The organism is Neorhizobium populisoli, assembly GCF_019430945.1.
GTDB classification, from domain to species: domain Bacteria; phylum Pseudomonadota; class Alphaproteobacteria; order Rhizobiales; family Rhizobiaceae; genus Neorhizobium; species Neorhizobium populisoli.
In genome coordinates this window covers 1-12186 of sequence record NZ_JAHYCB010000033.1, presented here as the reverse complement: position 1 = coordinate 12186, position 12186 = coordinate 1, and the positions used below count along the sequence as shown (strand labels likewise).

The 12186-nt window shown below is 52.7% G+C and carries 10 protein-coding genes and 3 pseudogenes; 6 read left to right on the top strand and 7 right to left on the bottom strand.

Features of this window, described 5'->3' with window-relative positions; translation table 11 throughout:
* Positions 1-126 precede the first annotated feature (126 nt).
* Both KX729_RS32800 and KX729_RS32795 read left to right on the top strand, forming a co-directional pair.
* Positions 127-609, top strand: a pseudogene (locus KX729_RS32800) (IS66 family transposase); the annotation flags it as partial.
* Positions 610-795: 186 nt separating this feature from the next.
* A complete protein-coding gene (locus tag KX729_RS32795; protein WP_219746620.1) occupies positions 796-1137 on the top strand; it encodes a hypothetical protein in 342 nt (113 codons plus the stop codon).
* 419 nt (positions 1138-1556) lie between these two features.
* Here the strand turns inward: KX729_RS32795 and KX729_RS34110 are convergent, their stop codons facing one another.
* Together KX729_RS34110 and KX729_RS32785 are read right to left on the bottom strand one after the other, a co-directional pair.
* The gene (locus tag KX729_RS34110) at positions 1557-1979 is read right to left on the bottom strand and encodes a hypothetical protein (protein WP_246618046.1); all 423 of its coding nucleotides are present in this window, start codon (positions 1977-1979) and stop codon (positions 1557-1559) included.
* A gap of 76 nt (positions 1980-2055) precedes the next feature.
* Positions 2056-4302, bottom strand: a complete 2247-nt coding sequence (locus KX729_RS32785) for a calcium-binding protein (protein WP_219746619.1) — start codon at positions 4300-4302, stop codon at positions 2056-2058.
* Between the two features lie 856 nt (positions 4303-5158).
* Here KX729_RS32785 and KX729_RS32780 point away from each other — a divergent pair.
* Positions 5159-5590 (top strand): annotated as a pseudogene (locus KX729_RS32780) (IS66 family transposase); the annotation flags it as partial.
* A 37-nt stretch (positions 5591-5627) separates the two neighbouring features.
* On the opposite strand, the gene KX729_RS32775 reads toward KX729_RS32780, so the two are convergent.
* Positions 5628-6068 carry a hypothetical protein gene (locus KX729_RS32775; RefSeq protein WP_219746618.1) on the bottom strand — a complete coding sequence of 147 codons (441 nt, stop codon included), beginning with the start codon at positions 6066-6068 and terminating at the stop codon, positions 5628-5630.
* Positions 6069-6258: 190 nt separating this feature from the next.
* Between KX729_RS32775 and KX729_RS32770 the strand changes: the two genes are divergently transcribed.
* Positions 6259-6708, top strand: coding sequence for a hypothetical protein (locus KX729_RS32770; protein ID WP_219746617.1), 450 nt, complete (start codon positions 6259-6261; stop codon positions 6706-6708).
* Here the strand turns inward: KX729_RS32770 and KX729_RS34785 are convergent.
* Both KX729_RS34785 and KX729_RS32760 read right to left on the bottom strand, forming a co-directional pair.
* Positions 6683-6919 (bottom strand): annotated as a pseudogene (locus tag KX729_RS34785) (IS630 family transposase); the annotation flags it as partial. The gene KX729_RS32770 and the pseudogene KX729_RS34785 sit on opposite strands and share 26 nt — an antisense overlap.
* Positions 6920-7036: 117 nt before the next feature.
* Positions 7037-7216: a hypothetical protein gene (locus KX729_RS32760; RefSeq protein WP_219746616.1), complete on the bottom strand. Its 180-nt coding sequence runs from the start codon at positions 7214-7216 to the stop codon at positions 7037-7039.
* Positions 7217-9066: 1850 nt separating this feature from the next.
* Here KX729_RS32760 and KX729_RS32755 point away from each other — a divergent pair.
* Together KX729_RS32755 and KX729_RS32750 are read left to right on the top strand one after the other, a co-directional pair.
* Positions 9067-9333, top strand: a complete 267-nt coding sequence (locus tag KX729_RS32755) for a hypothetical protein (RefSeq protein ID WP_219746615.1) — start codon at positions 9067-9069, stop codon at positions 9331-9333.
* A 108-nt stretch (positions 9334-9441) separates the two neighbouring features.
* Positions 9442-9756, top strand: coding sequence for a DUF6678 family protein (locus KX729_RS32750; RefSeq protein WP_246618045.1), 315 nt, complete (start codon positions 9442-9444; stop codon positions 9754-9756).
* 88 nt (positions 9757-9844) lie between these two features.
* Here the strand turns inward: KX729_RS32750 and KX729_RS32745 are convergent, their stop codons facing one another.
* On the bottom strand, positions 9845-10867 hold the full coding sequence (locus KX729_RS32745) for a hypothetical protein (RefSeq protein WP_219746614.1): 1023 nt from the start codon (positions 10865-10867) through the stop codon (positions 9845-9847).
* Between the two features lie 739 nt (positions 10868-11606).
* Complete coding sequence (locus KX729_RS32740) at positions 11607-11882, bottom strand: hypothetical protein (protein WP_219746613.1); 276 nt, start codon at positions 11880-11882, stop codon at positions 11607-11609.
* Positions 11883-12186 lie beyond the last annotated feature (304 nt).

The window sequence follows — 12186 nt, the reverse complement described above, 5'->3', positions numbered from 1 at the left end:
CCGCCGGCGACCAACATCGTCGACAGACAAAAGCTCAATGGGGGAAATCACTGTAGCGCATGACATAAGCCATGGACTTAGAGCTAATCAACAAGTCAAGAAAGACGGCCTTCGCCGCAGGCATACGCTGAGCTGCGCGGTCTCGACGCCGCCGCTCGCATGGCCGGAAGACAGGCACGGTCAGCGCCATTGATCGCCGACATGCGGACTTGGCTCACGCATCACCGTGCCCGCGTCGCGGGCAAGTCGCCGCTCGGAGAAGCTCTTGCCTATGTCGCCAAATACTGGGATGGGCTCTGCGTCTACCTGACCGACGGTCGCGTCGAGATCGACAACAATTCCGGCGAACGAACCATCAGGCCAATTGCTCTCAATCGGAAGAACGCGCTCTTCGCCGGACATGACGCTGGAGCGGAGAACTGGGCGATCATCGCCTCGCTGATCGAGACGTGCAAGCTCAATGCCGTCGATCCGTATGCATATTTGGCCAGGACCCTGACCGCCATCGTCAATGGCCACAAGCAGAGCCGATTAGGAGAACTCTTGCCGTGGAATCTTGGTGGTGTGATATGTGCTCAAAGGTTCTATCGCCGAGACGCAGACGATTGACAGCTTACAACTCATAGAGGTAGCTCTGGACCACCTTGTCTGAGCAGCGTTATGGCCGTCAATATTCCGAACTAGGACCACTTTCCCGATATTGGCGATCAGGAGATTGCCAGTCTGGGCGTACCTTTTGCATTTGTCTCTGTTTTCGATCACTGGCTGACCGAAGCGGAATGTACGGCGACAAATTTGTTCACCTATGAAAGTGCCTTAAAGGCCAATCAACTTCAGGATTATTTAGCCGGGGAGAGAAAATTTCTCGCGCTCTATAATCATCTCGGAAACGCCGGCACCATCGTGAACTTTTCAGGAGTGCTTCGGCCCATAGTTTCCGCAAGCTCCGAATTTCAACGCATACTGCGGCGCAGTCTGCGCGAGGCTCGGTTCATGGATATATACCTTGAGGGATATGGGGTGCGCATCCTTGGGAATTATGACCGCACCGATGTAATTATCGCGGAAACATGCGAGCAATTAGATGTGCTGGAAACGGAAATCGCTCGATTCGACCTTCACATGCTGCGTAAGTAACATCGGCTGCCAGCTCGTTTTGGCGCATAATTCCGATCCACGTCATGGCTGGCTCTCGACCCTTCAAACCCGTCCTGGTCAAGGCGGTGTGCCCGGAACAACGCTTACGGCCTACTCCGCAAAGCCCGAACTAAAAGCTGTGGCCTGAAAACACCGCTTACGGAGAGGCCTCATAGGACGGCCGAGGAGCCGGTTCGAACACGCGACATCGTCAGTTATGGGACAGAAGAGCAGCCAGTCGGCGATAGAAGCCTGCGCAAGGGCATTTGGAGTTAACGAGTGCCGCACACCTTGGACCTGTTACACTGCCGCCGTCGACCATGTAGAAGCTAGTGAAAGGTCGGCTTGACTCAAAAACGTGGTTTTTGCGGCATCCCGTCTGGCACCAACGACAATAACTTGGGCAAATCCTCGTCTATTCAACTCTGATTTTGCATGCTGTAATAATGCTGCCCCAGCATCCTGCAACGGTCTTTGGCAGTAACGCAGAAGTCATCGATCAAAGCAGTTGCCCCACCGGGATCGTATACTGGCGGCGTCGGAAATTCTTGTGCGATAAGAAAACCAACAACCGATAGGCTCTCGACTGCAACAAGAAATACAATCCGCTCATCGGCGAACAGCTTTTCAAACCATGGAAGAGTCGAAGCTGTTGAGGTAACTACAAAATGAAGACCTGAGCTGTGAACAAGAGATCGACTGTCGGAATTTCGTAGACGACCTACGAGTCGATGATCCTCCGGTTTTGGTACTTGAAATTCCGACGATCCAAGAGAGCCGCCCTCGCTCTGCGGGGAGAAGCGGTTCCATGATAGGCCATTCCGCGTCGGTTCGGTCTCCACGCGCCATCTTCGCCTCCTAAAGAGCAGCCTTGAATCAGACCATACCTGATTTGAATAGACACTTTAGCAACACGACCTATACCATCAAGCCGAGATGCGAAGCGACATCGGATATACTCCAGACAGTGTTGTCTGCAAAAACAAAGAGCTCCACGCCATCAAACGTTGTTTGCGAACTTGCTGGACCAGCGGCCGTGTACCGTCCATCTGATTCTTGACTCCACTGATAATCGGCTGCGTTGGCTAAAAGCAACGTCATATCGAAACCATTTCCGCCGTCGATGGTATCAATGCCCCCGCTGACAAGAAGGAATACGTCGTCACCGTCGCCACCTGTGATCTGGTTATTGTCCTTACTTAGCGTTATGACGTCCGCATAGTCGGAACCGATAACGTTCTCTATAGACCTATACCTGTCGTGTGCGGCAAGGCCACCATGGCCGGTCCCCTTGACCAGATCGACCATTACTGAAGATGTTGACGTACTGTAGTCAATAGAATCTGAGCCCAAGCCACCCATGAAGCGCTCGCCACCGTTGCCTCCTGCAAAGAAGTTATTACTCGGCGTGCCAGGGACGACAATTTCCAAAAAATTTAAGAGAGATGTGGTCGGAATCGAAGAAGTCTCATAATTTTGTGGCTTTAGGCCTGTCCCGAGAAATGGCACATCCGGAGTGCTTGAAAGAAGACCCGTTCGATTCCATTCAACGGGCAAAGAAAAGACCTCGCCATCGACGTCGAAGGTGAACCAGTCAGTTACCACAACGCTATGGGTTTCCTGATGAGAGTGTTCTTCATAATCGATTCCATCCCCTACTACGCTAATCCCTCCGGCGCCATCGTAAAAGCCGCCGATCGTCAGATTGAGTAACGGATTACTTTGCACGTGAATGTTGAAGGAGTTGCCGAGTGCCGACTCGCGTATATTGATTTTAACGTCAGAGTCGCCTTCCATGACGAATTCGCGAGTAATCGTATTGACTAACGTGTCCGTTACCGCGCTGACGTTCGACTGAAGCATGTCTCCGTCCCATAGGAATTCAGTCGATATCGTTGGGACCGTTGTCTCGTCCAAGGATCCGCTTGTCAAATCTAAGCCGTTCAGCTGAAAACGATCGGAAGCATCCGGGTTGAGAATGATGTGCGTGTACGGATTTTCGCCAGCAAGGGAATTCATGTAGTCGAACAATTTTCCCGTCGACAAAGCCGCAAGCGTAGAGTCATTCAAGTCGGCGCCTACGTCCAGCAGGAGAACGTGCGCGGCTGTCTGAAAATCGAAGACATCCGCTCCCGCCCCGCCCCATATCACCGCGGTTCCGGAAGGCGTCAGCAGACCATCTTGAGGAAGGGATGTGATATGGATCACGTCATTTCCATCGCCCAGGGAAACAATATCATCACCCCCCGCTATGAAGACCGTATCCACCCCATCACCACCGAAGATAAGATCATCGTCCTGATCTACCGTTTTCACCCCCAGCGGTATGGCTGAGTCAGTTTCGCGGGTTCCAGCGAAGATGTTGTCATCGTCGCTGCCCCCGTCGAGCCGATCGTGCCCCGCACCACCGATCAGCAGATCGTTATCCCAGCCTCCGTAAAGACGATCATCCCCATCATGTCCCCGCAATTCGTCTTCACCAGCAAAACCCATGATCACGTCGCCGGCCTCGGTTCCAGACTCCAGGTCGTCGGATGGATCGTTACCGATCAAAAGCCCACCAGTATCCAGGGTCAGATCGTAATTACCGTAATCATTAGATTCAGCTAAAAGCGACTGTGCTGCTACATCTGCGATCAACAACTCATAACTTGAAACCTCCGGATCGCTCACGTTTACAAGAGCGGCGTGGATCGCGGCGGCAGTATCTGTTGGCCCCCCTGAAAGCAAATCATCCCAGAGAGCCTGCTTCTCAGCTGTGGTCGTCAACCAGTTCAAAGCCTTATTAGGTGTCCAGGCGTCTCCCGACACCCCGTGACTGTTGAACACCGACTCATGATAAATCTGGACCACGTCGTAGGTAAGTTCTTCGCCTGGATGAAGAGGAGCGTCTGACAGGCGCGCAGCAAGATCTGCCCGCATCAACTCAAGGCCAATTGTCGCTAAAGTACTGCTGTCGATATCTACCTGTTCAAGAGCAGCGCTTTTGAGAAAGAAAATATTTGCGATGCTTCCGGCGGTGGTATCGTTGTTAACCACGCCCAGGGCAAGCTCGGGATACCTATAACCCCAGGCAGCCAATTGCTCATAGTAGGCAATGCGGTCACCAGCGTCAGCATGTTCCTGTAAACGTGCGAAGTCGGAGTCAGTCAGCATTTTCGGCATGTCATTCCCCTCTGAACTGAGTGATACAATTAATGAGACTTTGAGTAGTTGATCGCATTGATTTCCAGTCGCCTAGATAGTCTCGACTGTAATTAAACCTAACGCCAATGCCTTCAAAGTATGTATAGTGAGAGCATTGCGGGTATGTATTATCGCCTCTTTTTTTGCGAGAGCAGATTATTACGTTTTCGGCATCGTCCGATTTTGATTCCAATACGTCTATGCTTGATATTTTGTTGTTCGGGAATTTCCGAGAGACGAGTCCAAAACGATCTGGCTCTAAATCGTTGATGTAGCTCTCATTGTTGAAGGCGGTCCTGATAGAGGCGCTGACAACCCCATCGAGGCTTGCGTATTCCCAGACCAAGATGCTTATCCAATCTTGGTTCCCAGCTCTGATTTTTCCGCGCATATCTGCCATTGCGTAGGGCGCGGCGGTCTTGCGATCTGCGTATAAGCGCAGCGTTCCCTCTCGACCAAGCTCTCCGTCCTCAGGATAGGGCGGAGCACCCAGATATTTTCTTGGCACAACTATTGGAACCGGCGGTTCTTTAGTTCGCTTCAGCAATCCATGGATCAAAGGTCCGGAGTTTCGAAAAAAAGGACACTGATCATTCACACCGGCATTAGCTATCGAGCAGTACAAATAAGACGCTAAGCTGATAGTTATAAAATTGTGCGTTAATCTACTGACCCGTCCAAACCCTAGCACTATATTCTCCCATTATAAAACACTGAAAAATATTAGTCCAACAAAGCATTGGCGTCGTGCCGCTTTACCTGCGGCAGTAGTCACGCATCCTGGGACACGATATCCGTACGCGTCGAAATTGCAACTCGAAGTTATAATTTTTTTGCGTCGTCTCGCCTCGCCGGGCGACAGGGACGGTTCGCGTCATTCGTCGTCGACATGCATACGTGGCTCGTCCATCACCGTGCCCGTGTTGCGACCAACTCCCCACTCGGCGAGGCTTTGGCCTACATTGCGAAATACTGGGATGGCCTGAAGTTATTCTTGACCGACGGCCGCATCGAGATCGACAACGACAGCGTGGAGCGATCCATCCGGCCGATAGCCCTAAATCGCAAGAACGCACTCGTTGCGGGGCATGACGCAGGAGCCGAGAACTGGGCGACCATCGCCTCGCTCATCGAAACGTGCAAACTCAATGCCGTCGATCCACTAGCCTATCTGACCAGCATACTCACCGCCATCGTCAACGGCCACAAGCAGAGCCGGGTTGACGAGCCAATGCCGTGGAATTACTGGGAGCGAACATACGGCTGAAGTCTGCTACCGGCCCACTGGGGCAATACGGGCCAGCCTATGCGGAAGACGAGATCACACAAGTAGGTACGCCATCCTTGCGAAGCGCTTGTAGGTAGAGGAGAAATTGGTCCTCATCCCGACTAACAGGTAGCTTTGCCTTAATGCCTGGAAGATGAGTCACCATAAGCTGAAGTGCCCGCTTTTTGCCGCTGACGTCATCAACATCCTCGACCCTCTGGCTGATGGCCTCCAGCATGAGCAGTGCCGCTAAGTGCCGTATATCATCGGCTGCTGGACCTTCGGCATACTTGCTGTCTGCGCAGGCGAGATAGGCGGCACTAATCCTCTTCAAAGTTGCATCCGGGTTGACGCGGTAGGCCGTAAGCAATCTTTCTTGCTTCGCGTATGCGTCGCTCGGTAGAAAAAATGCCCTTCCGATAGATGTCGCGGAACCGCCAACAACTAAGAGAATAGCAAGAAGGAGGGGTGTTCTCATGGCAAACCTCGCTGGTCGACCAAATCTACCATCGCTCAGTTCAGTATTCGTTGCGGATGAGTGGACATTTTTATCCATCAAAGTTGCTGGCAGTCATCCTGCACGACCGCTTGGTGGATTCTTACCAATCTGTGAGAATGGTAGTCTTCGGACCCCCCAACGTGCATTGTTAGCGGCGTTTTCCTGACACATGACCAAGCTCAACTGGGCTTTCCGAAAGATGCCGCGACGACATGGCAAGAATGCGCCAATTGCAGACCCGGCAAATCCAGTGATCTCAATGCGCGGAACGTATCAATGGAAGTTCGTTATGGATGAGGATGTCTCACACCGACTAATTGAGCAGCGGTTGCGAAATCGGATGATCGAAGCCATCGGTGTTCTCGCTCGGGGGAACGAAGGGCTCATTGAATTCAAATACAATGAATTCTTCTTGAAGTTCTATGATTTATGGGATGAGGGGCGTCTGATTGTGTGGCCGAATAGCGCGTTCACGGAAGAGGAAGAAGATGCGATCAATGCACTAGGGCGGATGCTGGATGACATCATGGAGGAAACGCTGCACTTCCAAAGTGAGGCGGAGTATCTTCGGTCGGGATGCCCTAAACGGGTCCCCGGTGCTCTCCGAGCCAGGCCATAATCACATCGGCATGAGCTTCAATCTTGTGGGAGCTACGGTCGCCACTGAGCGGACCGGGCGAACGGTTCCTAGCCGGATTTGTAGATTACCGCAAACGGCCCACGCTGGCCGTACTAACGCCGAAACGCTCGGCAGCGTCCCTATGTGAAGCGTCGCCGTCAACGGCTGCAAGCACGCGTATGCGAAGATCAACGGAAAGGGCTTTCGACATATCTGCCGACCTCCATCGGCAGATAGCTTGAATCAGAACGCCAGTGATTTGCAAAGCCGTTCGATTCAGTCAGACGGGGAAGCACTCTAGCCAATCCTTGGCACCCATCGGATTTCCCTATGTCTTGCTGTTAGTCAGATGGGAGGCATGAGCCTCGACCGTCAGATTGATTGAGCGGCCGCGCGACATCGGGTCCCAACCTGCATCAATGGCGGAAAGCACGCTGTGCCTCACCATTTCAGGCGAAATCTTGGGCCGCCGCCGGTAAGGCACGCCATCTCCCTTGGCATAGGCCATTCGACAACTGCTTCCATCTGCATGGCGAACTACAAATGTAAGCCCCTTCCATGTCGTCGCACCATTGCGGCTCACGATAAATGCGCCATTCAAATTTCTGCCGGTCGATTTCCGCAACTCCGCCAGCGTCTCTTTTAAATCGCTTTGTCATGATAAAAAGCCTCGACCGAATGGGTTGTTCAGCTCACAGCTACAATTGGATAAGGAAAGGCAGTTCATAAAGTTGCCGATCATGGTAGTCTGCGGCAACGCGTTACCTTAACGGCGCTACGGGAGTGGCTCAACGGGAAATGCTATCTCGGACGCGGCTTTATTGGATTTGCAGAAAGTTGAAGCCCATGACTAAGCACTTTATGGGTTTGTCATTATTCAGTATCATATTGAACTGCGTACTCTTTAATGATTTCATTTATAAATGCGATCCTAGTAATGTACTATATGTAATATCGCTGAAATCGTGCACGACTATGGGAGTTTCTACTGGTACGTCCATTCTCGTAATAGTGCTATATATGATGGCATCACTATTTTCCGCCAGTCGGAGCTTCGCTGATAAAATGATAGTCGAACTCATATCCGTTGCATGTATTGCGTTTCTTATCATCTTTTACGAAATGTTCATAACCTCACGAAAAGACTGCGGAATATTTCTGCAGATCGAGAAATTAACGATGAGTGGCCAGTTTTTTATTATAATGTTACCGACATTTTTTCTGGGAGTAATATTGGCTGCCGACGCAAAGCTGGCGAACTATAGGAGGGGTATGTGATAAGTCGTGACCCTCAAGGATGCGGCCCTCCCGTAAACCTTCCAGTCATACTTCCAAGCCTCCGGCATTCAATCATAGTGACAGTTTTCCCACCATTGCAGACCGCACCTGGTGCACCACCGAATTTAGGCAGCAATTCGTCGATGCGGAGGCCTTCTGCTATTTGCTGTCCATCGATCCAGGTTATTCCTTTGTGCGATATCTGTCGTAGCGATCGCTAAGTCTGCACCCTGTCTAGATAAGCTCGACACTTATCGGTTGTTCTGATTGCGATGACTATTTCGACTCCTACGCGCTGACCATACGTAAAGGCAGGTGATCAACGATATCACCCCAAGTAAGAGAACGGAAATCGCAATATGCGCAACGTAATGAAACGGTGCCTGTTCATATGTTTGCCATCCATGCCGCCTGACATACACAGCCCCATAAACAAGAACGGTATATAGGGGAGTAGAAAAAAGCAGGATAACCGCGACCGCGAACATAGCCGCGGCCACTAGCCTTAGCATCTCCATCATTTATGTTTGCCCCCTATATGCTGCGGCTTAGCTGATATAAACGGTTCCTGTTTCACTCCTCTTAACCCGATATCACACGCACAAAACTCTTTATGCGAGATTGTTACATGGAGGGGACTGTTTGCTGATGGAACAAGCTGTGTTCCGTCGCATTTGGAATGTCCTACAGATCGTGTGGATCATAAGTATCGCTCGACCTGTCATCCACTGCCAAGGTGGCTAACCCATCGGTCGCGACGGGAAGCCCCACCGCACTAATTGGCGCCGTCCTCGAGCTGTGGGTCGTCGGACGCGTCCATATCAGATCCGCCGGCGCACCAGCAACGGCCGGGACATACACACCAGGCCGCACGTCGTCAGCCCCGACTTTTCGGGAAGAATCCAATGCGAGTTGCGGCAGTAGAAAAAACAAGCTCCGGCAGTGCGTTCCGAATGAACGTCTGGGTCGTGTCGTCAGGTCAGCACGTAGTGAAATTTCAAAAATTGAAGGTGGTCGGCGGGCGACACGTCCGGAGCACGATAGGCTGTTCCCAGAGGCATCTTCACCAGGAGATGCAAGATGTCTTCGCTGTGGAGCTATCTGGCATCGCGGTCAAGCCGGTTTAAAGCGGCTGGATGGGACGGATCAGTTCTCCCCATAGAAGACTTGGCAGTGTTTCTTTCTGAGATGGTTCTTGGGAAGAAGGCGTCAGCCAGTCACTTCGACATCGAATCGAGAAGTGGAAGAGGGGACGTCTTCGATCTGGTCATTCAGTTCGCCGACAGGCTGTTCGAAATGGAGACGATCAGTCCCGAGGATTTTCTTGCACAGTACCCACAGCCCTAAATGCGCGCTCCGCCGCTTTGCGCCTACAGCGTTATTCCATCTTGTAGAACCCAGCAGTTTTTTCATATGGTCGCGCTTAAAGATCGGTCGGCTGTGAAAGATAGCGGTATGCTCAACTCGGTTATGAATAATACCAAGTGGGACGAGGTCCGCTTGGCAATGTATGCGCTCGATCCGAGCCCGACGTGGAGTACACTAGTAACGAATGGCCACAGTTACGGCCCTGATGGAGAATGGTTCTATCACTTCCGCGACGGTGGATATGAAGACATCATCTATGTCGACGTCCACGTGGCCACATCCCAACAACGTGAACTCGTTCAATATGCACTGAAGAAAATCCATGTGCCGGGCGAGGAGACAGCCGACGGTTTCCGTGTTTTCGGCTCTATCGAGCGCGGTCAATTCATCGACTACATCTGAATCGTAATTGCGTGTTCGGCAATATCTGACTGAAGGACTGCTTAGTCCATCGGCTGGAATGTCTCCTTTGGGCCGCTTCGCGCCATACTCACCCCTTGCGCAGAATGAACGCTGCGAGGTCTTTCACTGATTTGTCGGGGTCGTTGGTTAGGTGTTGTGCGCAGGTGCGTGAAAGTTCTGCGGGAATTGTGCGGCGGTCGGCGCATTGCAGGACTGTGCGACGCACGAAGGCGGAGCGGTCTGTTATTGCCATGCTGGCAATCAGTTCCGGCTGTGGGGCAATATCGAGGGCTCGGCTGGTGTAGACTGGAACGAGTTGGGTAATGTTGTAGCGTTTGTCCAGCCACTTGCGCTCATAACCGGAGCGCCATCGAGCCGTGCCTTCCAGCAGGGTTTCCACGGCAATGGCGCGAACGATGGGGTTTGTGGCGTGGCTGGCGATGTCACTTAGATACGTATCCAGCCACGGGGTTCTCAGCCCAAGCCGGAAGGCGGTTGGCACTGGCCCGGCGGTATTGGGCATCAGGAGCGTTGCAAATTCCGCGCTGATATCCGGTCTCGTCATCAGGCTTCTGGCAAGCGTTTGCCCGGCGTCATTCCAGCGGCCCCACTCGTCTTGACGGGGAAACAGCGTGAGCGTGACCTTTGCCAGCACGTGTGGTGGCGTGACGGGCAGCACGCGCTCCACGCAGCGGTTGGCGCTTTTGCGCACCTGCACGGCCCAGTCATTCATGCGAAACAGCACGGCTGCCACCCAGAAGGGCGAGACAAGCCCTTGCGTGATCTTCTCCAGCGCCAGTTCACGCAACTGGCCATTGCCATGAAACAGGAACAGCAGCTCCAACCCCGGTGTGTTGTGCAGCTGGTCGCGGTGGCTGAGAGGTGTTATGAGGCTTTTCCAGAAGGGCTGGGTTTTGACCGCACCGAACAAGTTTGCCTCGTTGCGAATGGCCCCTGACACAAGAGTGACGCTGAGCGGGGACAGGTCATCCAACAGGCTAATGACTGTCTCCACCTCACCCTGCAGCGCCTTGCCGTTATAGAGCTTTTCGCCAACAGCATTGAGGGCTGCTTTCAATTCAACACTCATGACGGGAGGTTTGGTTTTCATGCTGCTGCTATTCCGTATGTGGCGCTGAGACATAAGCGCTGCTTGCCATTATAACAGTGCGATGGGTAGGTTAGGGTGCAAATCGGCACGGCTTCCCAATGCCAATACGCATGATAACGCCTTGTCATCCCTCACGTTAGCGGGGAACTTTCTGTACGCTTGATCACAGAGCGTCAATGGCCACTATGAGGGTTCGAACCTGCTTTTTCGCATTCGGCCAACAATGACCGCTTCGGGCCGACTGCCGTTATGTCTCTGAAGCGCCATCTGCGGTGATTGCAGGACTACTCGCCACAGTTTACTGAAGACTGCCCTGCCCACTAAACCGGACGCCTTCATGCCCACGCCTCACATCGCGTCAGATCGCGCCGTGATGCCGTCCGGCTGGGGGCTAGCTATGAACTTCTCGAACCGGCTGCTATCGTGACGCCCTGGACTGTGCGGCGACCGAACGGGAAACGATGCTCGGCAAATTGCTACCTATGATGAAAATAATCTGGACTATGAGTATACTCTTTGCGAGCGCCGCGGTGGGCGCAGTCCAGGGCTGGGAAAGTTACGGCGTGATTGGAGCCATTGCTTTGGGCTTCTGCGGGCTAGTGATTGGTGGGCTTTTGAGCTCGCCCCTTCTGTTGTTGCAGCTTCTGAAGTAGGGCGGGATACGCCGATAATGCCTACAGCATACCCCGCTGCCAAAACTCGCTTCTGCCTCACGCTAAATTGCGTTCATTTGGCTAGACTAGAAATGTGTGAATGGCACTGTCGTGGTCTCGCTTCGCCGCTCTTGTCCTTGCGCGTAGCGGGGCAGATCGCTGATAGCTTCTTCAAATGCACCTCTGATTTCGGTCTGGCTGAAGTTGCGGTCCCACAGTTCGGTCATCAGCGAGACTATGATGTGGCGTAGCGGGTTTCCAGGATGGCCGTCTTGAGTTGAGATCGCCGCACAACGCAAGGCGAAATTTGATGCAGCCGTAATGCTATGAGCGTCCCATGGTTCTTCGGTCAGATGAGGCATATCTTATCTCCATATGTGCAACGACATATACACGTGAGCTTTGAGCTTGTCGCTTTGAGCCGAAAACACACCCCACCGCCCCATCATCGGGCTCGACCGCTTTGCGCCGATACCGTTGAAAAAGGCGGTGTTGCTGTCAGTGCGAAGTTCTGATTCACTCCTTCTAGGGATTTAGGATATAGCGCGGCAATCAGGATGAGACGCGGGCGACAATCTGGATGAGATTCTTAGGTCGCGGTCGGGATCAAGTTATCATGCTGATTGCCGCTGACAAGTTCTTCGTCGTCTTCTGATCGCCGCTCCG

What these genes read in the sequence shown, in the direction of transcription:
- KX729_RS32740 (WP_219746613.1), bottom strand. Translation starts at nt 11,882, where the DNA reads ATGCCTCATCTGACCGAAGAACCATGGGACGCTCATAGCATTACGGCT.
- KX729_RS32745 (WP_219746614.1), bottom strand. Translation starts at nt 10,867, where the DNA reads ATGAAAACCAAACCTCCCGTCATGAGTGTTGAATTGAAAGCAGCCCTC.
- KX729_RS32755 (WP_219746615.1), top strand. Translation starts at nt 9,067, where the DNA reads ATGTCTTCGCTGTGGAGCTATCTGGCATCGCGGTCAAGCCGGTTTAAA.
- KX729_RS32760 (WP_219746616.1), bottom strand. Translation starts at nt 7,216, where the DNA reads ATGGCCTATGCCAAGGGAGATGGCGTGCCTTACCGGCGGCGGCCCAAG.
- KX729_RS32785 (WP_219746619.1), bottom strand. Translation starts at nt 4,302, where the DNA reads ATGCCGAAAATGCTGACTGACTCCGACTTCGCACGTTTACAGGAACAT.
- KX729_RS32770 (WP_219746617.1), top strand. Translation starts at nt 6,259, where the DNA reads ATGACCAAGCTCAACTGGGCTTTCCGAAAGATGCCGCGACGACATGGC.
- KX729_RS32750 (WP_246618045.1), top strand. Translation starts at nt 9,442, where the DNA reads ATGCTCAACTCGGTTATGAATAATACCAAGTGGGACGAGGTCCGCTTG.
- KX729_RS32775 (WP_219746618.1), bottom strand. Translation starts at nt 6,068, where the DNA reads ATGAGAACACCCCTCCTTCTTGCTATTCTCTTAGTTGTTGGCGGTTCC.